The 24,457-nt window shown below is 68.3% G+C and carries 25 protein-coding genes and 1 pseudogene; 14 read left to right on the top strand and 12 right to left on the bottom strand.

What is annotated here, in order from left to right; all coding sequences use genetic code 11:
- Positions 1-319: 319 nt before the first annotated feature.
- Positions 320-703, bottom strand: coding sequence for a nuclear transport factor 2 family protein (locus DMH01_RS40855; protein WP_125684619.1), 384 nt, complete (start codon positions 701-703; stop codon positions 320-322).
- A gap of 123 nt (positions 704-826) precedes the next feature.
- Between DMH01_RS40855 and DMH01_RS40860 the strand changes: the two genes are divergently transcribed.
- Together DMH01_RS40860 and DMH01_RS40865 are read left to right on the top strand one after the other, a co-directional pair.
- Positions 827-1,396 (top strand): PadR family transcriptional regulator, encoded by a 570-nt coding sequence (locus DMH01_RS40860; protein ID WP_125684621.1) that lies wholly within the window; start codon positions 827-829, stop codon positions 1,394-1,396.
- A complete protein-coding gene (locus DMH01_RS40865; RefSeq protein WP_125684623.1) occupies positions 1,389-1,811 on the top strand; it encodes a VOC family protein in 423 nt (140 codons plus the stop codon). Before DMH01_RS40860 ends, DMH01_RS40865 begins: the two co-directional genes overlap by 8 nt.
- 6 nt (positions 1,812-1,817) lie before the next feature.
- On the opposite strand, the gene DMH01_RS40870 is transcribed toward DMH01_RS40865, so the two are convergent.
- Positions 1,818-3,659 (bottom strand): glycoside hydrolase family 5 protein, encoded by a 1,842-nt coding sequence (locus DMH01_RS40870; protein WP_125684625.1) that lies wholly within the window; start codon positions 3,657-3,659, stop codon positions 1,818-1,820.
- A 61-nt stretch (positions 3,660-3,720) separates the two neighbouring features.
- On the opposite strand from DMH01_RS40870, the gene DMH01_RS40875 reads away from it, so the two are divergent.
- From DMH01_RS40875 to DMH01_RS40885, 3 genes are all read left to right on the top strand, one after another.
- On the top strand, positions 3,721-4,275 hold the full coding sequence (locus tag DMH01_RS40875; protein ID WP_125684627.1) for a cysteine hydrolase family protein: 555 nt from the start codon (positions 3,721-3,723) through the stop codon (positions 4,273-4,275).
- 63 nt (positions 4,276-4,338) lie between these two features.
- Positions 4,339-5,325: an aldo/keto reductase gene (locus DMH01_RS40880; RefSeq protein ID WP_125684629.1), complete on the top strand. Its 987-nt coding sequence runs from the start codon at positions 4,339-4,341 to the stop codon at positions 5,323-5,325.
- On the top strand, positions 5,325-5,759 hold the full coding sequence (locus DMH01_RS40885) for a VOC family protein (protein ID WP_125684631.1): 435 nt from the start codon (positions 5,325-5,327) through the stop codon (positions 5,757-5,759). Before DMH01_RS40880 ends, DMH01_RS40885 begins: the two co-directional genes overlap by 1 nt.
- A gap of 8 nt (positions 5,760-5,767) precedes the next feature.
- Here DMH01_RS40885 and DMH01_RS40890 read toward each other — a convergent pair whose 3' ends face one another.
- Positions 5,768-6,358, bottom strand: coding sequence for a hypothetical protein (locus DMH01_RS40890; RefSeq protein WP_125684634.1), 591 nt, complete (start codon positions 6,356-6,358; stop codon positions 5,768-5,770).
- 162 nt (positions 6,359-6,520) lie between these two features.
- Positions 6,521-8,830, bottom strand: coding sequence for a PQQ-dependent sugar dehydrogenase (locus DMH01_RS40895; protein ID WP_233621867.1), 2,310 nt, complete (start codon positions 8,828-8,830; stop codon positions 6,521-6,523).
- 229 nt (positions 8,831-9,059) lie between these two features.
- On the opposite strand from DMH01_RS40895, the gene DMH01_RS40900 reads away from it, so the two are divergent.
- On the top strand, positions 9,060-10,187 hold the full coding sequence (locus DMH01_RS40900) for a sensor histidine kinase (protein WP_199745818.1): 1,128 nt from the start codon (positions 9,060-9,062) through the stop codon (positions 10,185-10,187).
- Positions 10,184-10,846, top strand: coding sequence for a response regulator transcription factor (locus DMH01_RS40905; RefSeq protein ID WP_125684636.1), 663 nt, complete (start codon positions 10,184-10,186; stop codon positions 10,844-10,846). The genes DMH01_RS40900 and DMH01_RS40905 overlap by 4 nt, the downstream gene beginning before the upstream one ends.
- Before the next feature lie 6 nt (positions 10,847-10,852).
- On the opposite strand, the gene DMH01_RS40910 is transcribed toward DMH01_RS40905, so the two are convergent.
- Positions 10,853-11,755: an alpha/beta fold hydrolase gene (locus tag DMH01_RS40910; RefSeq protein WP_125684639.1), complete on the bottom strand. Its 903-nt coding sequence runs from the start codon at positions 11,753-11,755 to the stop codon at positions 10,853-10,855.
- Between the two features lie 112 nt (positions 11,756-11,867).
- The gene (locus tag DMH01_RS40915) at positions 11,868-12,503 is read right to left on the bottom strand and encodes a TetR/AcrR family transcriptional regulator (protein WP_125684641.1); all 636 of its coding nucleotides are present in this window, start codon (positions 12,501-12,503) and stop codon (positions 11,868-11,870) included.
- 100 nt (positions 12,504-12,603) lie between these two features.
- Between DMH01_RS40915 and DMH01_RS40920 the strand changes: the two genes are divergently transcribed.
- Together DMH01_RS40920 and DMH01_RS40925 are read left to right on the top strand one after the other, a co-directional pair.
- Positions 12,604-14,046, top strand: coding sequence for an MFS transporter (locus tag DMH01_RS40920; protein ID WP_125684643.1), 1,443 nt, complete (start codon positions 12,604-12,606; stop codon positions 14,044-14,046).
- Positions 14,047-14,064: 18 nt separating this feature from the next.
- On the top strand, positions 14,065-15,261 hold the full coding sequence (locus DMH01_RS40925; protein WP_125684646.1) for an FAD-dependent monooxygenase: 1,197 nt from the start codon (positions 14,065-14,067) through the stop codon (positions 15,259-15,261).
- Between the two features lie 345 nt (positions 15,262-15,606).
- On the opposite strand, the pseudogene DMH01_RS40930 reads toward DMH01_RS40925, so the two are convergent.
- From DMH01_RS40930 to DMH01_RS40940, 3 genes and pseudogenes are all read right to left on the bottom strand, one after another.
- Positions 15,607-16,849: pseudogene (locus DMH01_RS40930) on the bottom strand (DUF222 domain-containing protein).
- 155 nt (positions 16,850-17,004) lie between these two features.
- Positions 17,005-17,388 carry a hypothetical protein gene (locus DMH01_RS40935; protein ID WP_233621868.1) on the bottom strand — a complete coding sequence of 128 codons (384 nt, stop codon included), beginning with the start codon at positions 17,386-17,388 and terminating at the stop codon, positions 17,005-17,007.
- 171 nt (positions 17,389-17,559) lie between these two features.
- Positions 17,560-17,991, bottom strand: coding sequence for a PPOX class F420-dependent oxidoreductase (locus DMH01_RS40940; protein WP_125684648.1), 432 nt, complete (start codon positions 17,989-17,991; stop codon positions 17,560-17,562).
- Positions 17,992-18,151: 160 nt separating this feature from the next.
- Here DMH01_RS40940 and DMH01_RS40945 point away from each other — a divergent pair, with 160 nt between their 5' ends.
- Entirely contained in the window at positions 18,152-18,928 is a 777-nt protein-coding gene (locus tag DMH01_RS40945) for an endonuclease I family protein (RefSeq protein WP_125684650.1), read from the top strand.
- Between the two features lie 160 nt (positions 18,929-19,088).
- On the opposite strand, the gene DMH01_RS40950 is transcribed toward DMH01_RS40945, so the two are convergent.
- Both DMH01_RS40950 and DMH01_RS40955 read right to left on the bottom strand, forming a co-directional pair.
- The gene (locus DMH01_RS40950; protein ID WP_125684652.1) at positions 19,089-19,586 is read right to left on the bottom strand and encodes a GNAT family N-acetyltransferase; all 498 of its coding nucleotides are present in this window, start codon (positions 19,584-19,586) and stop codon (positions 19,089-19,091) included.
- A gap of 38 nt (positions 19,587-19,624) precedes the next feature.
- Positions 19,625-20,437, bottom strand: coding sequence for a dienelactone hydrolase family protein (locus DMH01_RS40955; RefSeq protein WP_125684654.1), 813 nt, complete (start codon positions 20,435-20,437; stop codon positions 19,625-19,627).
- A 72-nt stretch (positions 20,438-20,509) separates the two neighbouring features.
- Here DMH01_RS40955 and DMH01_RS40960 point away from each other — a divergent pair, with 72 nt between their 5' ends.
- Genes DMH01_RS40960 through DMH01_RS40975 form a run of 4 tightly spaced genes read left to right on the top strand, consistent with a single transcriptional unit; the run spans position 20,510 to position 22,515 of the window.
- The gene (locus DMH01_RS40960) at positions 20,510-21,481 is read left to right on the top strand and encodes a GlxA family transcriptional regulator (protein ID WP_125684656.1); all 972 of its coding nucleotides are present in this window, start codon (positions 20,510-20,512) and stop codon (positions 21,479-21,481) included.
- Between the two features lie 47 nt (positions 21,482-21,528).
- Positions 21,529-21,855 carry a PadR family transcriptional regulator gene (locus DMH01_RS40965; protein ID WP_125684658.1) on the top strand — a complete coding sequence of 109 codons (327 nt, stop codon included), beginning with the start codon at positions 21,529-21,531 and terminating at the stop codon, positions 21,853-21,855.
- Complete coding sequence (locus tag DMH01_RS40970) at positions 21,852-22,208, top strand: DUF1048 domain-containing protein (protein ID WP_125684660.1); 357 nt, start codon at positions 21,852-21,854, stop codon at positions 22,206-22,208. The genes DMH01_RS40965 and DMH01_RS40970 overlap by 4 nt, the downstream gene beginning before the upstream one ends.
- 1 nt (position 22,209) lies before the next feature.
- Complete coding sequence (locus tag DMH01_RS40975) at positions 22,210-22,515, top strand: DUF1048 domain-containing protein (protein ID WP_125684662.1); 306 nt, start codon at positions 22,210-22,212, stop codon at positions 22,513-22,515.
- Here the strand turns inward: DMH01_RS40975 and DMH01_RS40980 are convergent.
- Positions 22,494-24,323: an APC family permease gene (locus DMH01_RS40980; protein WP_125684663.1), complete on the bottom strand. Its 1,830-nt coding sequence runs from the start codon at positions 24,321-24,323 to the stop codon at positions 22,494-22,496. The two genes, DMH01_RS40975 and DMH01_RS40980, sit on opposite strands and share 22 nt — an antisense overlap.
- Positions 24,324-24,457 lie beyond the last annotated feature (134 nt).

Genomic DNA, 24,457 nt, shown 5'->3' on the forward strand with positions numbered 1-24,457 from the left:
ATCATGATCGGCGACACCATCGCCCGCCAGCTCACCCTCAACCGAGCACTACGCTACCAACCACTCAACACCAAACTGTCCGACAAGTCCTGAAACACATCTGTCCGTGAGGTCCTGAAACAGCACAGATCGCTCTAACCGTCATTCCCGCTCACGACCCCCGCGCCATGTCGTGCAAAGTACCCAAATCGGGCTGCCGTCATCGTGAATCCCTTGTGGACAGGCGAGAAGTGGCAGGGCTGTACATGATGGCCCCCTTCCTTGCGCCTAGGTACAGGAAGGGGGCCATCATGTACTTCCGGACGTCCGGACCGAAGCCTCAGCCGAGCGCGTCCGCCTTGATGGCCTCGAACTGGGCGCCCATCCGCGCCGCGAGCGCCTCGGCCGCCCGCAACGGCCGGACCATCACCTTGAAGTCGGTGATCTTGCCGTCGGCGCCGAAGGTCAGGAGGTCGCAGCCGTTGATCTCCAGCCCGTCGACGGTCGCTTCGAACTCGTACACGTGGTGCGCGCCGTCGTGGATCTCGCGGACGTAGCGGAAGTCCTCGAACACGCGCAGCACGCCGCGCAGGATCGCCGCGGTGATCGCCTTCCCCTGGTAGGGCTTGAACGCCACCGGACTGGTGAAGACCACGTCGTCGGCGAGCAACGCCTCGATCGCGGCGGCGTCCTTCGCTTCGACCGCTTCACGGAACGTGGGCATGGCGATCTCCTCATAGTCAACTTGTTGAGTAGATGCCGCCGAGAGTAGATGATCACCGCGCCGGTGTCCATCAAAGTGCCTAATCAACTTTGCGACTAATCCACGCGGCACTATCATCGCCGCATGGCGCTGCGGAACGCGATCCTCGCGACGCTCCTGGACGGCGAGTCCTCGGGCTACGACCTGGCGAAGAGCTTCAACGCGTCGGTCGCCAACTTCTGGACCGCGACACCGCAGCAGCTCTACCGCGAACTGGACAAAATGGAGTCGCAGGGCCTGGTGGCGGCGCGAGTCGTCGAACAGCAACGGCGGCCCACCAAGCGGCTCTTCTCCTTGACCGACGCGGGTGCCGCCGAGCTCGCCGAATTCACCACCCGCGCGCCGAAGCCGACCGCGATCCGCGACGAGCTGCTGGTCCAGGTCCAAGCCCTCGAAGCAGGCGACGACAAGGAGGTCCGGCGCGCCGTCGCGGACAGGATGGCCGTCGCGGAAACGAAGCTCAAACGCTTCGAGCGCCTTCGTGAGCGCTTGCTCGGCGAGTCCGCCGAAGCGGAGTTCCTCGCCACCGCGCCCCGGGTCGGGCCGTATCTGACCCTCGCCCGCGGGATCGCGTTCGAACAGGAGAACATCCGTTGGTGTGAAACGGTTCTCGCGGTGCTCGATCGGCGTGCTGGAGGTGATCGGCTTGGTTGAGCGGAAAACGGGTCCGAAATTCCGTCAGGTCGTGCTGGACTGCACGGACGCCCGTGGGCTGGCGGAGTTCTATCGGCGGCTGCTGGTGTGGGACTACCGGCCGGGGGACGAAGCGCCCCCGCCCGGCAGCGAGGACAAGGATTGGCTGGTTCTGCGGAACCCGGACGGCGGTGCGCAACTCGCGTTCCAGCAGGTCGACCGGCTGGCGGAAGCGAGCTGGCCGGACGCCGAACCGGTGCCCCAGCAACTGCACCTGGACCTGACCGTGGACTCGGTCGAGGATCTCGAGGCGCAGCACGCCCGCGTCCTCGAACTCGGCGGGCGCCTCCGGTACGGCCGCAGTGAAGACCCGGTGGAACCTTTGCGCGTCTACGCGGATCCGGCGGGGCATCCGTTCTGCATCTTCGTCGCCTGAACGCGGTCAGGCGCGGCAAAGCAGCGCGTCAGGAGTGCGATTCGAGCCGACGCGCCCGGTGTACGCGACACCGGCGACGTATTCGCCCGGAGCGCATTGGCCCTTGTAGCGGCCCGACGCGAAATCACCGCCGGGGTTCCCGGACGGCCGGTTGTCGCCGCGGTCGAACCAGACCGTCCGGCCCGTCCTGCCGAGCGGAGTGGTGGATTTTCCGCACAGGAGAGCGGAGAACGCCGCGCCGGTGACGCTGTAGCCGACCGCGGCGTGGTCGGGCGGGCATTGCACCTTCGTGTAGCCGGACGCCCAGTCGGTGTCCACATAGGTCTCTCCGCGGACGACGGCGTAGCCCGACGGCACGCCGAGCCTTCCGGTGCACAGGCCCCGGTTCCCGGTATGGGAGAGACCGGTGAGCCGCTGTCCGTCGGGGCAGGCTCCCTTGCGCGCGCCCGGATTCCAGTCCGCCATCGCGCGAACCTTGCGCGAGGCCTGGAAATCCGCGTAGTCGAGGTTCAGCATCGACCAGCGCTCGGCTTCGGGGATCCGTCCGGAGCGGGATGGGGCACTCACCAGCCGCCGCCACGCGGGGCCACGCCAGTCCGTGCCGTCGAGCACGTCGACGCGCCGGCCCGCCGCGTCCCACGAGAGCAAGGACCAACCGTTGCCCGTGCTGCCTTCGTGGAACCCGACCGCGGGCCAGTAGGCGAAGTCGGTGTCGGTCTCCGCGAGGTAGCCGACGAAATTCTCGAACCAGGCCCGGCTCGCCGCGTCGGTGGTGTGACGCCCTTCGCCGAACTCGCTGATCCAGAGCGGCGCGGTGTAGTGCTTGCCGGTCTCCGCCGAAACGAAGAACGCCTGCCGGTAAAGGACAGCACGGAGTTCCTGCGGCGACAGGTCGCGGTAGCGCGGGTCGTGGGTCTCGCCGGTGCCGGTCGCCCCGGAATGGTTCGGACCGGTGTACCCGTAGAAATGCGCGGCGTAGACCAGTTTCCCGGAATCCACGAGCGTATGCGACAGCGTACGGGCCGGTTCCAGCGTGGGCCTGCCGTGCGGAAGGCCGTCCACGGGCAGACCGGTCCAGTTGATGCCCTCGACGATGAGCAGCAGGTCGGGATTGGCCTCGGTCAGGATGCGGTCGGCCACCCGCTGGCTCGCGCGCTGCCAGTCCGTGCCGTTTCCCCAGCCCCAGTTGGGATCGTCGAAGACGTTGCGGCGGACCTCGTTGTACAGATCGGCGCCCGCGACCCGTTTGTTCGCGGCGTAGCGACGGGCCATGAACAGCCAGTCGTCCTGCCACTGCTGCTCGGTCTGCGCGGTGTTCCAGCGCTCGTTGCCGTCGAGGCCGCAGCACCAGCGGGAGGTCGTGGTGTGGTTGTTGAGGATCACCGCGAATCCGCGCGCGGTCAGCCGCGCGACGACGCCGTCGTAGACCTGCAACGGAGTGAGGCCGCGCAGCTCCGGGTTCGCCGGGAGGGCGGGGACCGGCCTGGTGTCGTGGATCATCGCGTTGGAGAACGGCAGCCGGACGCTGTTCAGGCCGAGTTCCGCCAGCCCGTCGATGATCGTGTCGATCGAGGCCCGGTCCAGCCCGAGCGGTGTCTGGTAGGCGATCTCGCCGGCGTGGTGCGCGGCCGGATCGTTCACGTCGCCCGAGCCGGTCCACGTACCGCTCGCGCCGTGCCAGTTGGCGGCCTTCAGCTTGAACCGGTCGCCCGCCGCGTCGACGATGTGGCGGCCGCGCGTGCTCAGCGGCGCCACCCAAGCCGACGGGTCCGCCGTGGCGACGGCGGGCGGGGGAATCACGATTCCGGCGGTCACCAGGACGGCGAGCAGCGCACTCTTGATCCTCACCCGCCGGAGGCTAGCCAGTCGCGCGGCCGGTTGTATACGGACGATCGGGTAGCTTCCGTGCATGACCACCGCGCTGATCATCGGTGACCTCCAGCGAGGTATCACGGGGAATTACCCGTTCACCGGAACAGTCCTGCCGCCGATCAAGAGCCTGCTGCCGCGTGCGCGCGCGGACGGCGCGCTCATCGTGTTCGTCCACTTCGCACTCCGCGGCAACGGGGCCGACCTGCCGCCGGGGAACGCGCTGTTCGAGTCGTTCCACGGCGCGGGGGACACCTTCCACGAGGGTTCGGCCGGGACGGAGATCGATCTGCCGGTCGCCGACGAGGACGTGGTCGTGCTGAAACGCCGCGCCAGCGCGTTCGCCGGCACCGATCTCGACCTGGTGCTCCGCGCCAGGGGCGTCGACACGGTCGCGATCGCCGGAGTCGCGACCAGCGCCATGGTGGCCGCGACGGCCTACGACGCGGCGGACCGCGGCTATCACGTGACCGTGCTGCGCGACGGTTGCGCCGACGGCGATCCGGAGATGCACGGCTTCTTCGTCGACAAGGTGTTCCCCAGCCGGGGCTTCGAGGTCGTGCCGTGCGCGGAGTGGCCCGTCGGCGGCGGATAAATCGCGGGACCGGATCGCCCGGATGTGGCACCGTGGTCGCCGACCTGATCAAGGGGGGCGGAGATGGAGACGAGTCGACTCGGGCGCACCGCCGTCGAGGTGACGCGGCTGGGGTTCGGCGGCGGGCCGCTCGGCGGATTGTTCGCGCCGCTGGACGACGAAACCGCGGCAGGGGCGCTGACCGCGGCCTGGGACGGCGGGATCCGGTACTACGACACGTCACCGCATTACGGGATCGGGCATTCCGAACGCCGCATCGGCGAGTTCCTGCGCTCGCGGCCGCGTGATTCCTTCGTCCTTTCGACGAAGGTCGGCCGCCTGCTGGTTCCCCAGGATCCGGCCGGGCGAACGGATCCGGCGGGCTTCCACGTCCCCGCGACGCACCGCCGGGTACGCGACTTCACGCGCGACGGGATCCGGCGCGGCGTCGAGGATTCCCTGCAGCGGATGGGACTCGACCGGATCGACGTGCTGTACCTGCACGACGCCGAGGAGTTCTTCGACGACGCGCTGCGCGACGGCTACCCGGCCCTCGCGGAGCTGCGGTCGGAAGGGATCGTCGGCGCGATCGGCGCCGGCATGTACGACACGGACCTGCTGACCACTTTGGTCGAGGAGACCGATGTCGACGTGATCATGCAGTCCGGCCGCCACACGCTGCTCGATCACAGCGCGCTCGACACCTTCTTGCCCGCGTGCGAGAAACGGGGTGTTTCGGTGATCGCGGCGTCGATCTTCAACTCCGGGTTGCTCGCCGTGCCGAGGCCTGTCGCGGGAGCGCACTTCGACTACGAGACCGCCACGCCGGAAATCGTGGAGCGGGCGAACCGGATCGCCGACGTGTGCGAGGCACACGGCGTGACGCTTCCCCAAGCGGCCATGGCCTTCCCGCTCCGGCACCCGGCCGTCGCCGGTATCGCGGTCGGGATGCGGTCCGCGGAAGAGGTCCGACGCAATGTGGAGTCCTTCGCCGCGGAGGTGCCCGCGCAGGTCTGGGTCGATCTGCGCGCCGCGGGTTTGATCGGTTCGACAGCGACTAGGGTGGTCTGATGGTGTCGGTGAAAAAGGTCCAGGTCACGTTCGACTGCGCGAAACCCGAGCGGCTCGCCCGTTTCTGGTGCGAGGTGCTGGGGTACGTCGTGCCGTCGCCGCCGGAGGGGTTCGCCACCTGGGACGACTACACCCGCACGTTGCCGCCCGAGCAGCAGGACACCAGCTTCGTCTGCAGTGACCCCACCGGAGTGGGCCCGCGGTTGTACTTCCAGCGCGTTCCCGAAGGCAAGGTCGTCAAGAACCGCGTGCATCTCTGCGTGCGGGCGGGTACCGGGCTCGTGGGTGACGAGCGTCTCGCCGCTCTTCAGGCCGAACGCACCCGTCTGGAGGCGCTCGGCGCGGTCTGCGAACGGGTCATGCTCGCCGACGAGGAGAACGAGTCGTGCATCGTGATGCAGGACATCGAGGGCAACGAGTTCTGTCTCGACTGAGGCCGTGTTCAGCGCGCGTCGCGGATGCTGAACGTCGTGATGCAGAAACCGCCGTCCGCCGTGCGATCCGCGATCACGGTGCCCCTGACCGACCGTCCTTCGACGACTCCGGCGACGTCGGCCAAGACGAACTTGGCCGTCCCCCCGGTATTCGTTATCTGAACGCGTGAACCCAGCGGGAGAAGAGAATCGATCTTGTCGTCCATGAACCTCTTCTGCGCCTCGCAAGCGAGCGCGATCGCCGCAGGCTTGTCTCCGGCGGCGATTTTGGAGACGAAGTCCGCGACCACCTGAATACCCTTTTCGGGCGGCGGAACCGGGCGCCTGGTGATGGTGATCCGCGGGCGGCTCGGACGGTTGACCCTGGTACTGGTCGGGCTTTCCGTGGTGCTCGTGGGTGCAGAGGTGGTCGTCGGGCTGCTGAGCGGGGCGGGCAGCGAGATCCCGGGGCCTTTGCGGAGCAGGAAACCGGGCGCGGCGAAACCGGTGATGCAGAAGGCGACCAGCACGATCACCGCGACCAGGATCCCGATGGCCACACCGGGCTTGACGGTCGACGACTGGGTGTTCTGCTGGTCGGGCAGGCCTGGACAGGTCATCGGATTCACCTTTCGTGCGGATCTGGATCGGCGATCCGACGAGGTGTTTCCGGGGTGGGTTCCGACCCTTTCGGGGATCTTACGGTGGTCGCGGAAGGTGTTCCGCGACAAAGAAAAACGTGCTGTGGCGGGTTCGCGTGACACGCGAACCCGCCGTGGATCTCAGCAGGGTTGCAGCAGCCAGCAGAGCCGGTACTTCGCCTGGTAGGTCGTGGACGTACCCGGCGCGATGATGTTCTGCGTCCGCGCGCCGCCGTGCGCCCAGCCGGTGTAGGCGTACTTCAGGTTGAGCGGTGGCAGATTCTGCGGGCTGTCCGCGCTGATCGAGTTGGTGGATCCGGCGATCACCGTCCGGGAGAACGGCGTGCGCTGCTGCGTGCCGCCGACGGTGAGCATCGCCTGACTGGGACTCGACGTGAAGTTCAGCGACACCGTCTTCGGCTGGAGGTCGACCGTCTTGCTGCCGGTCCGGCCGGTCGAGTCGGTCGCGGTGAGGGTCAGTTGCAGGTACGACGGGTAGTCGTGGTCCGGTGCGACGAACGAGCCCGCCGCGACGCCAGGGAAGTCCTGGACGTTGTGCGTATGGCAGGTGCCGTTGGTCGCGCAGTGCCGGATCGCGAGCCGCCACGAGAGCGCCGACGCCGGGAGCTGCCCGTCCTGGGCGTCGACGGCGCGGCCGGAGAAGGACACGTTCTGGCCGACGGACCAGGTCAGCGTGCCTGCCGGGCTGTCGATGACCGGCACCGGGTCGAGGCCCTCCGGGTTGCCGACGGTCACCCGCACGGTCGTGGTGGCGCTCGCGCCGTGGGAGTCCGTCACCCGCAATCCGGCATCGACCGCGGCTGCCGCGGTGTAGGTCCAGGTCGGGGCGGAGGCCGACGAGTCGTCGTACGCGCCGTCCGCGTCGAGGTCCCAGGCGTACGACAGGGTGTCCCCGGCGTCCGGGTCGGTGGACGACGTGCCGTCGAACCGCACGGTCAGCGGCGCGGGCCCGCTCGTCGGATTCGCCGTCGCCACCGCGGAAGGCGGCCGGTTGGTGCCGCCGGGGTGGCTCACGCGACGGAGTTCGCCGCTGCCCAGCGCGACGTAGAACAGGTCGCCGCCCGGGCCGGTGAGGACCTGCACGGGGACGTTGGCGCCGGTCACGAACGGTACGAGACGGCTCGGGTTCGGCTGGCCGCCGACGGTTTGCATGGCCCAGATGCACCCACGCGAGGAGTCGGAGAAGAACAACGCGCCGGAGTACTCGGCGGGATAGTTGCTGCCGGATTCGAACGCGATGCCGCTGATCGACGAGCCGCCGGTGGGGCAGGGGTCGCTCGCCACCACCTTGGCACGGTGGTTGTAGGCGTAGTACGGGGCGGCGTGCCCGCCGGAGGAGTACAGGGACTCGCAGCGGTCGAGGTTCGCGCCGTCGTAGCCTGCCTGTCTGGCGCTGCCTTCGAAACAGGGCCAGCCGAAGTTCTCCGCCACGCTGTCACCGACGTCGGCGACGCGGTTGATCTCCTCCCAGGTGTCCCAGCCGACGTCGCCGGCCCAGAGCTCGCTGGTCCCCGGCCGGAAGCCGAACCGGAACTGGTTCCGCGCGCCGTAGGCGATCACGCGCCGGGCGTTGGCGTCGGCGCTGTTCGCGAAGGGGTTGCCGGGGACGCCTTCGCCGGTGTCCGGGTCGATGCGCAGCACCGTTCCGTTGAGCAGGACCGGCTGCCCGGCAGGGCGCCGTGGCGACTGTGAACGCAGCGCGCCACCCTCGGCGTTCGGCGGCGCGAGGTTCGTTCCGGCAGGCGAGGGCGGATCGGCGCACGGGTTCCCGGCCTGGCCGTAGTCGGCGAAGGTGAAGCTGGCGCCGTCACCGCCGCCCGCGTACAGGGCACCGTCCGGCCCGAAGGCGAGGGCACCGACCGAGTGGCTGGGGAACTGCTGGCACCATCCCGTGACCAGGGGCTTTTCGCTGACGGCCGTGCCGGTCGAACCCATCGTCAGCTGGGAGACCCGGCCGGTCACGACGCATCCCTTGTCCGTGGCGCCGGGCGGCGTCGGGCAGGTGTCACCCCACCGCGGCGCGGTCCCGCCGGGCTCCGCGTCGAGGGTGTACGAGACGTAGACGTACGGCCTGGCGGGAAAAGCGGGGTCGACGGCCAGCCCGAGCAGGCCACGATCCCAGAAGTCCTGTGTCTGGGTACGGAGGTCGGCGAACACCGTCGCCGTCGTGTCGGAGAGCGAGTCGAAGACCTTGACCAGGCCGCTCTTTTCGGCGATGAACACGCGCCCGTCCGGTGCGAACGCGGTGGCGGTCGGCGAGCTGAGCCCGCCGATCGCGACCGTGTCGGTGAAGCCGGCGGGCACCGCCGCTTCGGCGGGTGCGACGGTGACGAGACCGACCGCGAGCGCGCCGACCAGCGGGCCGACCACGCCCACCGCCAGCGCGCGCCGTGATCTTCGGGGGAACGGGAAACGACGGGAACTCAGCACACGAACTCCTCTGCGCGGGGACCGGCCGGAAAAAGACGGCTCTCCGGTATGCCGCGAGAAGGCCGAAAGTTGTTACGCGTCTGCGAAAAACGCGATCAAAACGCTAAGGGGAGCAAGGGACCTTTGCTACCGCTTGGGCACCCAGGCACGTCGCATCGCTGTCCCTGTTTCCCCACAACTCCCATGCCTGCATACGGGCGATTCACCCGTTCGGAATAAGATCCGCTTCGTGGACTACCTTCGGCGGGTCTCGGAGCAGTGGCGGCGGCTGTTCGGCCCGGTCTGGTACCTCCCGGTCGCCTTGACACTCTTCGCCGGATCCCTGGTCCCGGCGTTGCAGAGCCATGGCACGCAGTTCGGCGGGATGCCGAACCGCCCGTACGACCTCCTGGCCGTGGTGGGAGTCGCCCTTCAGAGCGTGCCGCTCGTGGTGTGCGCCCGGTGGCCGGTGGCCTGTTTCGCTTTGGTGTCACTCGGTTTCGCCATCGACCAGTTCGGGGGCTACCACTCGCTCGCGGGCACGGCGCTGCCGATCGCCCTGCTGACCGTCGGCCTCCGGCTGGAGCGGCGCCGTCGCGTCGCGGCCATCGCGTTCTCGGCGGTCTTCCTCGCTTCGGCGATCGCGTTCGCCTCGCTCGGCGGGACAGAGCCCTTCACCGGTTACGTGACCTTCTATCTCGCGCTGGTGCTGGCGTGGGGGATCGGGACGTGGCTGCGGTCCAGCCGCGTCGCGGAGGAGGAACGACGGCTCCGCGTCGCCGAGGAGACGCGGACGGCCGAACGTGCCCGGATCGCCGCCGAACTCCACGACGTCGTCACCCATCACGTCACGGCGATGGTCGTCCAGACCGAAGCGGCCCGGTACCTGACCGACGCGCGGCTCGATCAGAGCCTGGCCGCCGTCGCCGACACCGGGCGGCGGGCGATCACCGACCTGCGTCATCTGCTCGACGTGATCGACCCCGGCCACGGCGCCGAAGCGATCCCGACCCTCGTGGAGCGCACACGCCGGGCGGGGCAGCCGGTGGAGTTCTCCGAGAAGGGCGAGCCCGTGGAACCGGCGGGGGACGCCGGCCCCGTGGCCTACCGCGTCGTGCAGGAGGCGTTGACCAACGCGCTGAAGCACGCCCGCGGCAGCCGTACCTCGGTGCTGGTGCAGCACGGCGACGGGGAGATCACCGTCGCCGTCGACACGGAGGAGTCCGGTCCGGCCGCGGATTCCCCGGAGGGGAGCGGACGAGGCCTCGCCGGGCTTCGCGAGCGGATCGACGTCCTGGACGGCGAATTCAGCGCGGGCCGCAGAAGAGACGGCGGGTTCTCCGTCCGTGCCCGCATTCCCGCGGGGAACCCGTCGTGACCGCGCCGGTCCGGGTACTGGTCTGCGACGACCAGATGCTCGTCCGCACCGGGCTGGTCACCATCATCGACGCCCAGCCCGACCTGGAGGTGGCGGGCGAATGCGGCGACGGGCGGACCGCGGTCGACCTCGCCGCCCGGCTGCGCCCGGACGTCGTGGTGATGGACGTGCGCATGCCGGTGCTCGACGGTATCGAGGCCACCCGGCTGATGGCGGGCGCCGGCGTGGCCGAACCCGGCAAGGTCCTGGTGGTGACCACGTTCAACCTCGACGAGTACGTCTACCGGGCGTTGCGCGCCGGTGCGAGCGGGTTCCTGCTCAAGGACGCCCCGCCCGACCGGCTGCTGAACGGGATCCGCACCGTGGCCGACGGCGCGGCCCTGCTGGATCCCGAGGTGACCCGGCGGCTGGTGGGCAGGTACGCCGCCCGGATCCGGCCCCCGGAGGACGAGGCCCCGGACGGCAGCCCGCTGACTCCCCGGGAACTGGAGGTCCTCCGCCTCATCGCGGACGGCCTCTCCAACAGCGAGATCGCCGCGACCCTCATGATCAGTCAGGAGACCGTCAAGACGTTCGTGTCCCGCATGCTCGCCAAACTCGGTCTGCGCGACCGGGTCCAGGCGGTCATCTACGCCTTCCGGCACGGCCTCGTCACCTGAACTGTCCTATTTGGACTTGGCGGCTTCGTCGGCGACGCGCTGGATCGCCCGCACCGCGAGATCCGGCTGGTCGACGTAGATGTAGTGCTCACTGCTCGCGGCCGTGCTCAGATTGCTGCGGCCGGACAGTGCGAGCCACTTCCGCTGGCCCTCCGACCATGCCCGCTCCAGGCCAGCGCCGTACTCGGGGACGGCCGTGAGGTACGGCTTGCCGTGCTGGATCACCTCGACCGGAATGTTCCCGGCGGGGCGGACTTCGCCGTCGGTGACCACCAGCTTTTCCGGGCCCTGGCCCGCGAACACGGCCAAGGTCTGCTGCCGCAGTTCGGCCGCCATCCCGGTGGCCGAATCCGGAATCTGCTGCCGCAGATCGGCCTCCTGGGTCGGCGAGGTGGCGTCCATCAACACCAGGCCCTTGACGCGGTCCTGGTGGTCGGGGGAGTACCTGCCGGCGATCAGCCCACCGAGTGAATGCCCGGCCAGCACGACCGGCTTGCCGGCGGCGACCTGGTCGAGCACTCCGGTCAGGATCTTCCCGGTGGTTTCGAAACTCTGCGGTCCGTCGGGCTGATCGCTGGCGCCCGCGCCGAGCCGGTCGTAGGAACAGACCCGGCCCTGCGCGGCCAGCGTGTTCTGAAGCCCGGCCAGCTTCGTGACGTCGTCGCCCCCGCCGTGCAGCAGGATGACGACGGGCCGTCCCTCGACCGGCTCACCGGCGCACGAAACGTTCACCGAACGCTCGCCGACCTTGATCTTCCGCGTTCCGGTGAACGCGGCTCGATCCTGTGTGGTGGCGCTGCTGTTCGCGGGCGCCTCCGGTTCCGCTTCCGTGGCTTCGTCGCAGGCCGACAGCGCGACGCCTGCCACGGCGCAGCACAGCGCGATCAGAGCGGATGCCTTACGGGACATGGTGAACTCCTGGTACAGGGGAACGATTCACCGGGCACGCTACGGATCCGGCGGCCGGGAATCGTCACCATGCGGAGTGCACCTGTGCGTAGCTCTCCTGGGGGACAGGACGTCAGCGGTAGGCGCGCAGGAACACGTCCACCCCGTCGGCGAGGATCTCGAGCACCTCCGCTTCGCCCACCGCGCCCGTCTCGTCCTCGTCGGTCACGTCGAGGACCAGGCGCATGGTCAGGGCGACGAAGTGCTGCATGGCGCGCCGCGGGTCGGTCAGCCGGAGCTTGCCGTCCGCCGCGAACTTCGCGAACCGGTCCTCCATCATCCGTTCGGGTTCGTCGCGTGCCGTTTCCGGCAGTCGTGGTGCCGCCGGTGCCTGGGAACTCAACCGCCGGAACGTCCCGTAGCCCGAAGTCGGGAACATCCCCGTCGTCACCCGCCGCGCGAAACCGAGCAAGGCGTCGCGGATGTCGCGGTCGTCGGCGAGTTCTTCGTCGATCGCGGTGCGCACGGTCGCGACCACGGCGTCGTTGGCGCGGCCGAGCACGCCGCGGAAGAGGGTCTGCTTGTCGCCGAAGTGGTCGTAGACGGTGCGTTTGGACACTCCGGCCCGCGCCGAGATCGCGTCGACGCTGGTGAGTTCGTAGCCGTCCGACACGAACAACGCCTCGGCGGCGTCAAGGATCGCCGCTCGTTTGGCCTCGGCCTGCAGCCGACGGCCCGGTGTCCGTGCGGTCGCTCTCGGGGTCGCCATGTTCTCATCGTATTCTCAGCCGCAGAACACTGCACCGTGTAGTGTAGTTTTTGAGGCGGGGGGATCCGCCTTTCCCTGAATCCCGCACAAGGAGTCCTTCATGCAGGAGAGCAGGATCGGCGCAGGACCGCACACAAGATGGACCGGACGGCTCATCGGCCTCGTTGCGGTGCTGGTGCTCGTCAACTTCATGGTCGACACGGCCATCACCGCACCGCTGCTCGTCCTTCCGGAGATGCTCGACCACTTTGGCACCGATCAGACGGCCTGGCTCAACGCCAGCGCGATGCTGGCCGGCGTGATGTGGGCGCCGTTGCTCGGCAAGAGCGCCGACGTGTACGGCAAACGCAAGGTGCTCGTGCTGACCTTGCTGCTCAGCTGCGCGGGCGCGCTCGTCTGCGCGGTCGCACCCAGCCTCTGGGTCTTCGTGCCCGGGCGCCTGTTGCAAGGGGCGGCCGTGGCCGCCTTGTTCCTTTCCGTCGCGATCGTCCGCGAGCTCTGCGCACCCCGGATCGCGATGATCGTGGTGGGCATCGTGACCTCCGGGTCCGCGGTGCTCAACATCGGTTCCCGTTTCCTCACCGAGAAACTGGCCGCGGAGTTCGGCTTCCAGATCCTGTTCGTCGTCTCGGCCGTCGTCGCGATCGCGATGGCGATCTGCGTCCGCGCCGTCATTCCCGAATCCGTGCTCAAGACCCCGGGCAGGATCGACGTCGGAGGTGCGCTGCTCCTCGGTGGCGGCCTTGCCGGAGTGCTCGGCTATATCAGCCTCGGCTCGGAGTTCGGCTGGCTCGGCTTCGGCCCGGTGGTCCTGCTCGCCGGTGGTGTCGCGGCCTTGTCCAGGTGGGTCCTCGTCTCGAGCCGGAAGCCCGATTCGCTGATCGACCTCCGGAACATCGGCGCGCCCTTGGCGCTCACGTTGCTCGTGCTCGTACTCGGCACTGGTTCGTACCAGAGCATGCTCCAGCTCATTCCGCTGGTCAGCGATGTCTCGGCGGATCAAGGGCTCGGGTACGGCCTGGCCGGTCAGGGAACGCTGGCGTTGCTTCTCGCGGCACCCGGTATCGGCGTCATGATCGGCGGTCCGGTGGCCGGGGTGCTCGCCACCCGCGTCGGGCCGGCGATGACCCTGGCCGGCGGAATCGCGCTCGGAACCGTGGCCACCCTCGGGATGTTCCTGGGTGTCTCGCAGTTCCCCGTCGCGGTGTTCTTCGCTTTCCTGCTGGGTTTCACGGTGGGCGCGCTGGGGACCTCCGGCTTCAACCTGGCGGGCGGCCTCGCCCCCGCCGAACGGCAGGGCATCGTCTCCAGCCTGGTCATGGTCGTCATCGCGGTCGGATCGGTGGTACTGGACTTCGTGGGCGCCGCGGTGCTCAAGTCCACCTCCGTGTCCGTCGGCGGCGAAACGGTGAACTCGGGAACGGGTGTCTTCACCTACATCACCATCGCGTCCGTCGCCTTCGCGATCGCCGCGGTCCTCGTCGTGATGCTGGTGCGAAAGTCGCGCTCCAGCACCAAAACCCCGTCACTGGCGTCTCTCTGACGGAATCGGAGAAAGGAAATGAACACCGTGAAAGGCACTGTTCTGGTCTCGGGAGCGAGCATCGCCGGCCCCGCCGTCGCGTTCTGGCTGCGACGTCACGGCTACTCCGTGACGGTGGTGGAAAAGGCGGGCGGGCTGCGCGGCGGCGGATATCCGATCGACGTCCGCGGCACCGCCTTGGAGGTGGCCCGCCGCATGGGAATCCTTCCCCAGCTACAAGAAGCGCATATCGAGACACGTTTGCTGACCTTCGTCGGCGCCGACGGCGGCGAGTTGGCGTCGGTACATCCGGATACGGTGACCGGCGGGGTCGAAGGCCGCGACGTCGAGGTGCGACGCGGCGACCTGGCGGAAATCCTGTACGCGGCAACGCGCGACGACGTGGAGTACGTCTTCGGCGACTCGATCGAGACGCTCAGCGAGCACGAGGACGGTGTCGATGTCACCTTCCGCAGTGGAGCGCGACGCGGTTTCGACCTGGTGGTGGGAGCCGACGGACTGCACTCTCGCACCAGGGAACTCGTTTTCGGCCCCGAGCAGCGCTACCACCGCTATCTGGGCTATTGCTTCGCCGGCTTCACCATGCCCAACGAATTCGGCCTGTCGCGGGAAGGTGTGCTCTGGAACGCGCCCGGCCGAGGGGCGGCGCTGTACGCGGTCAAGGGAAGCGACACGCTCCACGGTTTCCTGGTCGCCGCCCGTCCCGAACCGCCGTACGAGATGCTCCGCGACCCCGAAGCGTGGCGCGACCTCATCGCGACGACCTTCGCCGGCGACGGCTGGGAAATCCCGGCCATGATCGGCGCCATGCGCGACGCGGACGACCTGTTCTTCGACACCGTCAGCCAGATCCACCTGCCGCGCTGGTCCGGCGGCCGGGTCGGGTTGGTCGGCGACGCCGCCTACGCGCCGTCGTTCCTGACGGGACAAGGCTCCAGCCTCGCCCTCGTCGGCGCCTACATGCTGGCGAGGTCGCTGGCCACCACCGGGGCATTCGACGCCTACGAAAGGGAAACGCGGGAATTCGTCGAACTGAACCAGGCACAGGTCGGTGTGGGCGACGCGGCACTCTTCCCGGTCACCGCCGAAGCCCTCGCGCGACGGGACAGCCGGCTCCGCGGGCTGACCAGCTCGGCGGCGCCGGAAACCGGGCGACCGGCGCACACCGCGCTCGTGCTGCCTGAGCCCATCGTGGCCTATCAGGGCGTGGACTGAGCTTCGAGGACGACGTTATCTCGGTCGCCGTTGGTGTATCAGGCGGTGACGGAAACCGCGCAGCAGAACCAAATCCCGAAGATCCGTCGGTTGTCGCGACGGTCCGGCCGGTTCGGCCCGTTGGTGGTGGGGGCGTGGGGTTGGGAGAGGTGCGGTCCTTGGCTCCCAAAGTCGCATTGGAGACACTCAGTGTCCCCAGGGGGACATTGGGAACATCGGGCAGACGTCGCGTCCTGTCCTGCGCCTCGTCACTCACGAGACCCATCTTGGGTGTGCCATCAGATTGTCCGTCTGTAGGCATGCCGAAGGGCCCGTCGTCGGTGTGGCCGACGGGCTCCTCGGGCTTCAGACGTGGTGGAGGGTGTTGCGGCGAGGTTGTCGGAGCGGATCTCGATATTGGGGTGGGATGAACTCCGGTAACCCATCGGCGGCCATCCGCACTGCCCAGTCACCGTGATGAATCAGGCGGTGGTGAAAACCGCACAGCAGCACCAGATTCCGGAGATCAGTGGGACCGCCGTCTACCCAGTGATGAATGTGGTGGGCGTGACAGTTCTTGGGTTTCCGATGACAGCCGGGGAAGGCGCAGCCCCCATCGCGGATGTTCAACGCACGGCGTTGGCCGGGGGTGACGAACCGTCGTAGCCGTCCCACGTCGAGGGGTTCGCCCGCGGCGCTCATCACGACCGGCAACATCAGGCAGTCGCAGGCCGCCAGGCGGGCTTCGCGAGCGGTCATCGTCCCGACGAAATCCAGGCACGCGGTCCCGAGACCCGACTTGAGTTCCTCTAGGCCGATGGTGACGTTCACCAAGGTCCGGTAGCCGCTGGTGCCGGGCTGGTCCGGGCAGGCGATGGCGAGGTCGAGGATGTCGACCCACGCGTCACCCAGGCGCTCGCACTTCATCCGCAGATCCGCCTGCCCGAACTCATCGACAGGCCGCGGCTGGGCATACGCCTCCAGGGCGGCGGCGGTGCGGGCCCCGGTCTCGTCATCGAGCAGACCGGTCAGCTTCCAGAACCCGTCCTTACGCCGCTCCAGCGTGATCTCCCGGCGCGGCTCCTTGGGTTCCGGGTCTTTGGGCTCGTTGCCGTCGGGGTCGAGCAAGGCGAGGAGGTTTGCTTCAGCGTCCGCGAGTTGCCGGGGACCGGCGTCGCGGGCGAGGGTGGCGAGGATCTTCTCGGCGTTGACGCGGTCTTCGGCGGGGGAGCTTCTTCAAGATCTCCAGGATCTGATCGATCCGCTCATTCCCGACCAAACCTTCGGCCGCCACCGCGGCCGTAGCCGGTGCCACAGCAGGAACCTCGGTGCCGTCCAACGCACGTGTCGGGTTCAACGCGATCGCCCGGTTCACCACCGCACGCGCCTCACCGACCGACAACCCCGCGATATCGGCGAACCACTTATCCGTACGGCCATACCCGTACAAGTCCTTGACGCCCCGAGACTCGATCTCCGCCAAAAACCGCCCCAAACCGGCAGTCGCCATCCGAATCACCTGCAAGGACTGCTGCACGCCATGCGCAAGCTCAAGCTTGCCAGCGCGCCACAGTTCCTGCGGCAACTCAGGAAGGAAAGTCTCGGACACCCCTCAAGAATACCGCAAATACCCGAACACGAGTTCGTAATTTTAAGCAACAAACGAAACGCCCGGACAACACTGAAGAGTGATTCGGTCGCGAAACGACGATTACGCTGAAGCAATTAGTCGCCTAATTGCGCGGGCGATTCGCGCGACGTGGGCTAGCGGGGCATCTTCGACAGCTTCGGTGTCGCAGGGATCGAGTCGCGGTCGACGGTGAAAACGGCGAGGAAGTAGTTCGCCGTAGCGCAGTTGACGTTCTCTCCGCCGGTGAGCTTGACGTTCAACGCATCGCCTCCGACGGTCAGTTCGGCGCCGTCTTCGGCGCAGCCGGGCTTGACGAAGGCGAAACCGCGCCGGTCGGCCGACGGCGCGAACGTCAAAGCGGCACGTACTTCGTCCAGGTTCGAGATCTTGGCGCGTTCCAGGGCTCGCTGGAGCTCCTGTGCGCCGGGGGTTCCCAGTTCGGCGGGTGCCAAGCCCGCCAGTCCGCGGGCCGAGCCGAGTGTCGTGAAGCTTTCGAGCTCCACCTGCCCTTTGCCCACACTGCATCCCGCCACGACCAGTAGAAGGCACACCACGATCCATCTCATGCGACATGGACGTAGCGAGCCATCGCCTCGGTTGCGCCATTCGGGTCTCGAAGCGATATCTTTCGGCCGGAGGCTACCGGGAACGACGTCACTCGCGAGTCCAAAAGGGATAGAACGAGATCCCTAAGGCTGACGCCCGCGCCGAAACGGCTCCACGCCCACGACGTGGCGAGACCGGTTCGGCTCGACCAGGACCTTGACCCGCCGTTCTCCCGGGATCCGCCATTCGAACCGGTCGGTTCCGACGTACTTCTTCGCCAGCCGGTCCATGCACCGGTCCGCCTCGTCGCCTTCGACGAACTCGACGACCCGGCCGTGGATGACGACCCGGTCGTAGGGATTCTCGTTGTCCAGGCAGGACAACGAGACCCGAGGATCGCGGCGCAGGTTCTCTTCCTTCACCCGGCCGATGGCGGTGTTGAACACGATGTGGTCGCCTTCGACGTCGATCCACATGGGGGACACCTGGGGCGAGCCGTCCTGGTTCACCGTGGCCAGGTGCCAGAACCTCGGCGCCGCGACCCAGTCGCGGATCTGTTCGCTCAGTTCGGCCACAGGGTCCTCCAGTGAGTCGGGACGACGATTGTCGCACCTGGCGCTGCCCCTTGACACACATGAAAGTATTTTTCCAACCATACGACTTGTGCGTTGCCGGGATCGTGGCAGACGAGCCGACGATGATCCGGGCCGGCGCCTCTGGGGAGAGGAACTGTCCATGCGGCCAGCCCGCCGAATGTCTGTCGTACTCGCGCTCGGCGTCGCGGCGGGGATCGCCTTCGCGTCGCCGACCCTCGCGGGTCCGGTCGGTGACGACTACTACCAGGACGCGCTCGGCAAGACCGGGCCCGAGCTCAAGGCGGCGTTGCACAAGATCATCAGTACCAACACCAAGCTGACGTACGAACAGGTGTGGGACGGGATCAGGGCCACCGACGAGGATCCGGCCAACAAGGCGAACGTCGTGCTGCTCTACAGCGGCCGCTCGCAGGCGAAGACGGCCAACGGCGGGGGAGTCGACGACTGGAACCGGGAGCACGTCTGGGCCAAGTCGCACGGTGACTTCGGCACGGCGGTCGGGCCCGGTACCGACTTGCACCACCTGCGCGCGGAGGACGCCTCGGTCAACAGCACGCGCGGGAACAAGGACTTCGACGCCGGCGGTTCTCCGGTCGAGGAAGCGCCCGGCAGCCTGACCGATGACGACTCGTTCGAGCCGCGCGACGCGGTCAAGGGCGACGTGGCCCGCATGATCCTGTACATGGGCGTCCGGTACGACGGCACCGACGGTTTCCCCGACCTCGAACCCAACGACGCCGTCGACAACGGGTCCAAACCCAACATCGGCCGGATCTCGGTCCTGCTGGGCTGGCACACCCAGGACCCGCCCGACGCCACCGAGCAGCGTCGTAACCAGGTCATCTACGACCAGTTCCAGCACAACCGCAACCCGTTCATCGACCACCCGGAATGGGCGGCCTCGATCTACGGCTAGGCCGTGTCCTGCAAGTCATGTTCGCGGTCTCCGCGCCCAGGCGGCCCCTGGCGGCACGGGCGGGCTCGGCCGAGTACGACCCGGTACGAGGCCGATCCGCCCGCACCGTCAGGAACCACCTGGATCACGAAGCCCATCGAACAGACTCACAGGACACGGCCTAGGCGATCTTCCGGACGAAGCAGACCCTGTCCTGGCCGGGACCGTCGTAGTCGCTGTGCACGGGGAGACCGTCGACGTCCCGATCCCCGGGTTCGAGAGTGAACCCCATGGCGCGATGAAAGGCGATGGATCCGGCGTTCCCCGGCGAGGTGATCGCACGGACTTCCGTGCGGCCCGCCTCCGCGGCGCGCTGGAAGAAGGTCGTGTACAGGCGTCGGGCCGTCCCTTGCCCGCGAAGGTCCGGGTCCACGCCCACGAAATGGATGTACGCCTGGACGTCGTCGTCGGGGGAGTGGAAGCCGACGAGGAACGCCCTGATCCCGGTTTCGTCCTCGATGACCAGGCTCGTGCCGGAGAAGAACTGCAGGAACAGCTTCGGAAGCAGCAGGGAGAGTTCGCGGGCCTGGGCGGGGGTGCGCGAGTCGCCCCACCACCGCTGGACGCGTTCGACGATCGCGCTGTGGTCGGAGACGTGGGCTCGGCGCGGCTCGGACATGACGTTCCCCTCCCGGACGATCTTGACGTCACACCGTTCTACCGCGTCGTCAGCCGATCAGCGAGGAAGGCGAGGATCTCGTCCCTGGCGCGCAGCGTGGGATGCCCGGCGGAGTCGACGAAGTGGGCGGTGACGACGCTGTGCGGCGTGCCGACCAGGTCACGGAAGAACGGGGGCGGGTCGGTGTTCGCGGCGCTGTCCGGCAGGACCCGTCCATCGAAGGCGTCGCCGAGGAGGGTCCGGTAGGCGGCGAACCGCTGTCCGGTGCACCAGCGGTCGCCGTCGAAGCGGTAGGCGAGCACCGTGAGGCCGTCGCGCGCGATCCTGTCCCGGACCTCGGTGGCGTCCTCATCGGCGAGTTCGAGCGCGCCCGGGTCGTCCAGCGGGAGCGAGGGGTGGTTGACCACGGGGGCGATGACGGCGGGTTCGAGCGCCATGGTGAGGGCGAAGTTGCCGGTGAAGCACAGGCCGATCGCGCCGACCCCGGGACCACCGCATTCGGTGTGGGCGATGCGGGCGAGCCCCCGCAGCCACCGCGTGACAGGGCTGGTCCCGCCGCCGGCGAACGCCCGGAATTCGGCGCTGACACACGCGCGGCGGACCACTTCCTCGCCGGCCTCCGCGGTCGGATAGGCGCCGTCGCGGCCGAAGAGCGACGGGACGTAGACGGTGAAGCCGTCATCTCGCAGCCATCGCGCGAACCGAAGGACGTCGGGACTGATGCCGGGCATCTCCGGCATCAGCACCACGCCGGGCCCGGATCCCGCGACGTGCACCGTCTTCGTCGCACCGTCCACCTCCACGAGCCGGTGTGAGAAGTCGGTGATGGGGTCGTCCCGGTGTCCGTGCATGGTGCAAGCCTCGACCGGCGCGACCTTCACCGGGATAGGCCAGATCGCCGGATAGCGGGGTAATCTCGCCACATGCTGCGAGTGGGGGTCCTGGCGTACCCGGGCTGTTTCGCGTCCGAGGTGTTCGGTGTCCCCGATCTCCTCACGATGGCCACGCACGTCGCGGGCCCGGAGCATGCCGGATACGAGGTTTCCGTCGTTTCCCCTCGTCGCCGGGTCGTGGCGTCGGGCGGTGTCGCGGTGACCGTCTCGGCGCTGCGTGAAGTCGACGTCCTCGTCGTGCCGGGCTTCGAACTCGCGCCGGGACAGGACATCGACGCGAAGATCGCGAACCTCGCACCGGAGATCGAAGCGATCCGGTCGCACGCCGCCGCGGGCGACGTCGTCGTCTCGCTCTGTGTCGGCGCGTTCCTGCTGGCGGCGGCCGGACTGCTCGACCATCGCCGCGCCACCACCTCATGGCTCTTCGCGGACGAGCTGGCCCAGCGATACCCCGAGACCGAAGTCCGGCCCGAACGTCTCGTCGTCACCGACAGGGGAGTCACGACGACGGCGGCGTTCAGCGCCATGTACGACTTCGCCCTCGAACTGATCCGCGAACACAGCGGCGCCGAAGTGGCGCGGACGACGGCGCGGGTGGCGCTGGTCGACGACGCGCGGTCGTCACAGATGCCGTACGTCGACACGCGTCTCCTGCCGCAGCCCGGCAACGCGTTTTCCCGCCGGGTCATGCGATGGCTGGATCAGAACCTGGCCGTCCGATACGACCTCGCCGCGTTGGCAGGACGCTTCAACGTCAGCACCCGGACGTTGCTGCGGCGCTTCGCGGAAGAAGCCGGACAGACGCCGCTCGAATACCTGCACGCCTCACGCGTCCGCCGCGCCCGGCACCTCCTCGAAACGACGGATCGGACCGTCGCCGGAATCTGCGCCGCCGTCGGCTATCGGGACCCGGGGACGTTCGCCGCCCTCTTCGCGAAGCACACGGGACGGCGACCGGGTGACTATCGGGCGGCCTTCCGGCGCGACCCCAGTACTCTGTGATACTTTGTACTAGTAGTCAGTGTCACTGAATACCGAAGAGGGTCACGATGGACGGTCTGACCGAGATGCTGAAGGGCACGCTCGAGGGTTGTGTGCTGGAGATCGTCGGCGGCGAGGAGACCTACGGGTATGCCATCACGCGTCGGTTGAACGAGCTCGGCTTCGCGGAGGTGGTCGAGGGGACGGTGTACGCCATCCTGCTGCGGCTGGAGAAGAACGGGCTGGTCCAGGTGACGAAACGGCCCTCCGAGCAGGGGCCACCGCGCAAGTTCTACGCGCTCAACGACGCCGGGCGCCGGGAACTCGCGACGTTCTGGGCGAAGTGGGAGTTCGTCACATCGCGGATCGACAAACTCAAGGAGGGCGGGAAATGAAGTTCTGGGACACCATCACGGGCAGCGATCTCACCAGGGAATGGAAGGCGTTCGAAGTCCGCGTCGGCGCCTTGCCCGCCGACCATCGGGCGGCGTGGGAACAGATCACCGGGCATCTTTCGTCCTATTCGGACTTCACCGGCCGGAATCTGATGCCGATCCTGGACGGCGCTCTGGGCCTGCTCGAGGAAACGGCGGCGGACGGGCAGAACGTCCATGAGGTGCTGGGTGACGACATCGAGGGCTTCTGCGCGGCGCTGGCCGGTGGGGAGCGTCGCCGCGGCTATCGCGACCGGTGGCGTGAACAGCTGAACAGGAACGTCGCCAGGAAACTGAAGCAGCTGGGAGGCTGACGTGGGCATCCAGGACATCATCGAGGGCAAGAAACAGTGGCGTGCGCACGTGGCCCGGGTCAAGGCGCTCCCGCCGGACTATCGGATCGTCTACCAGGAGATGCAGAAGTACCTGTTCAAGGTGGGACCGGTCGATCTGGCCGACGGGCCCCTGCTCCCCGGGATCGTGGACTTCTTCGAAGAGGGTGCCGCGTCCGGCAAGGGAGTGCTGGAAGTCATCGGTGACGATGTCGCCGCCTTCTGCGACGACCTGATCAAGGACACCCCCACCTACGCGGATCGGTATCAGGAGTCCCTCGGTAAGTGACGCCGACCGGTATCCGCGCCCACCCGGAAGCGCATCCGGCAGACGACGGCGTCCGAGCGGCGGCGCAGCGCGCGGGCGAGCACGCCGCCGCGCTGGTTCTGCAGGATCCGCTGCCACCAGTGCTCGGGTTCGACTTCGGCGATCAGCACGAAGACGTGCCGTCCGCCGACGGCCCGGAGATGATCCACCAGCGGCTCGCCGAGGCGGCGGCGTTCGTCGTGGAGCTGGACCAGCGCCACCTCGGGATGCCATTTTTCCCAGGCGGTCAGGAAGTCCTGTGCCGCGTGCCCGTCGTCGGGGTGGGTGACGTGGACCGCCTGGACATGGTCGCCGAGTGACAGCGCGGCGGCGAGGGCGTCCCGGGTCAGGCGGGAAACGGCGTGGACGGGGACGATCACGAGTGACCGGTTCGGTCGTGGGGGAGCCGGCGTGACGCCGAGTTCGAGCCGGTCGCCGATCCGGCGGTAGCTGCGTTCGACCCATTCCATGGCCGCCACCAGCAGCGGAAGCGCGATGACGATCAGCCAGCCGCCCTCGCCGAATTTCGTCGTCGTCACCACGAGCGCCGCGGCTCCGGTGAGCAGCGCGCCGAAGCCGTTGAGCGTGGCCTTTCCGCGCCAGCCGGACGGGCGGAGGCGTCGCCAGTGCCGGACCATGCCGACCTGGGAGAGCGTGAACCCGACGAACACCCCGATCGCGAACAGCGGGACGAGGGTGTTCATGTCCCCGTCGGTGATGACGAGCAGGAGGGCGGCGGTGACGGCGAGGAACCCGACTCCGTGGCGGTACACCTGGCGTTCGGCGCGCAGGGCGAACACGTGCGGCAGCTTGTTGTGTTTCGCCAGCAGTTGCGCCAGCACCGGCAGGCCGCCGAAGGAGGTGTTCGCGGCCAGGGCGAGCAGCACCACGGTCGAGAACTGCACCAGGTAGAAGCCGAAGCCGTCGCCCAGCGACGCGGTGGTCACCTGCGAGAGCACCGTGACGCCGTCCACCGGGTGGATGCCGAACTTCCCGATCAGCACGGCGATCCCGATGAGCATCACGCCGAGCAGGCCGCCCAGCGCGATCTCCGCGTGCTGCGCTCGCCGTACCCGCGGCTTGCGGAACGACGGCACGGCGTTGGCGATCGCCTCGACTCCGGTGAGCGCGGCGCAACCGTTCGCGAAAGCCTTGAGCAGCAACAGAATCCCGACCATCTGGAGGTTCTGCGAGTGGGCCGGTGCGGCGATCTCCGCGGCTGGGCCGGACCGGACCAGGCCGGCGACGATCACCGTCAGGATCGCGCCCACGTAGATCACGGTGGGCACGACGAACACCCGGGCACTCTCGGCGATGCCGCGCAGGTTCACGCCGGTGACCAGCGCCAGGACGCTGAGGCACAACCACAGCGTGTACGGCAGCAGGCCGGGGAACGCCGACGTCAGCGCGGCGACCCCGGCCGCCACGGACACCGCGACGTTGAGCACGTAGTCCACGATCAGGGACGCCGCGGCCACCAGCGAGGCTCGCCGCCCGAGATAGGTCCGGCTGACCCCGTAGGCGCCGCCACCGTCGGGGAACGCGGCGATCACCTGACGGTAGGACAGCGTCAGCACGCCCAGGAGTGCCGCGATCGCGAGGGTGACCGGCAGGGTGAAGCCCAGGCCCGCCCCGCCCGCGACGGCCAGCACGATCACGATGGCTTCGGGTCCGTAGGCGACCGACGCCATCGCGTCCAAGGACAGCGCGGCGAGCCCGCCGACGACGGAGAGCCGATGCCGTTCGGAGCGGTCGGTACGGCTCTCGGGGCGGGTGAGTGTCGTGGTCACGCCGTCAGCGTGGGGTTCCGCCGTCCTCGGTTCGGGGACGTTGACGGGTTCTTGACGCCGATCCGGGTGAACCCGACAGCAAACTGACACCCTTGCGGCGGTACTAGTCAGTGCTACTATCTACCAGTAGTCAG

This window comes from Amycolatopsis sp. WAC 04182 (assembly GCF_003947465.1).
Classification (GTDB): Bacteria; Actinomycetota; Actinomycetes; order Mycobacteriales; family Pseudonocardiaceae; genus Amycolatopsis.

Coding starts and splice junctions, on each gene's coding strand:
- DMH01_RS40855 (WP_125684619.1), bottom strand. CDS start 703: ATGCCCACGTTCCGTGAAGCGGTCGAAGCGAAGGACGCCGCCGCGATC.
- DMH01_RS40860 (WP_125684621.1), top strand. CDS start 827: ATGGCGCTGCGGAACGCGATCCTCGCGACGCTCCTGGACGGCGAGTCC.
- DMH01_RS40875 (WP_125684627.1), top strand. CDS start 3,721: ATGACCACCGCGCTGATCATCGGTGACCTCCAGCGAGGTATCACGGGG.
- DMH01_RS40880 (WP_125684629.1), top strand. CDS start 4,339: ATGGAGACGAGTCGACTCGGGCGCACCGCCGTCGAGGTGACGCGGCTG.
- DMH01_RS40885 (WP_125684631.1), top strand. CDS start 5,325: ATGGTGTCGGTGAAAAAGGTCCAGGTCACGTTCGACTGCGCGAAACCC.
- DMH01_RS40890 (WP_125684634.1), bottom strand. CDS start 6,358: ATGACCTGTCCAGGCCTGCCCGACCAGCAGAACACCCAGTCGTCGACC.
- DMH01_RS40910 (WP_125684639.1), bottom strand. CDS start 11,755: ATGTCCCGTAAGGCATCCGCTCTGATCGCGCTGTGCTGCGCCGTGGCA.
- DMH01_RS40915 (WP_125684641.1), bottom strand. CDS start 12,503: ATGGCGACCCCGAGAGCGACCGCACGGACACCGGGCCGTCGGCTGCAG.
- DMH01_RS40920 (WP_125684643.1), top strand. CDS start 12,604: ATGCAGGAGAGCAGGATCGGCGCAGGACCGCACACAAGATGGACCGGA.
- DMH01_RS40925 (WP_125684646.1), top strand. CDS start 14,065: ATGAACACCGTGAAAGGCACTGTTCTGGTCTCGGGAGCGAGCATCGCC.
- DMH01_RS40945 (WP_125684650.1), top strand. CDS start 18,152: ATGCGGCCAGCCCGCCGAATGTCTGTCGTACTCGCGCTCGGCGTCGCG.
- DMH01_RS40950 (WP_125684652.1), bottom strand. CDS start 19,586: ATGTCCGAGCCGCGCCGAGCCCACGTCTCCGACCACAGCGCGATCGTC.
- DMH01_RS40955 (WP_125684654.1), bottom strand. CDS start 20,437: ATGCACGGACACCGGGACGACCCCATCACCGACTTCTCACACCGGCTC.
- DMH01_RS40960 (WP_125684656.1), top strand. CDS start 20,510: ATGCTGCGAGTGGGGGTCCTGGCGTACCCGGGCTGTTTCGCGTCCGAG.
- DMH01_RS40965 (WP_125684658.1), top strand. CDS start 21,529: ATGGACGGTCTGACCGAGATGCTGAAGGGCACGCTCGAGGGTTGTGTG.
- DMH01_RS40970 (WP_125684660.1), top strand. CDS start 21,852: ATGAAGTTCTGGGACACCATCACGGGCAGCGATCTCACCAGGGAATGG.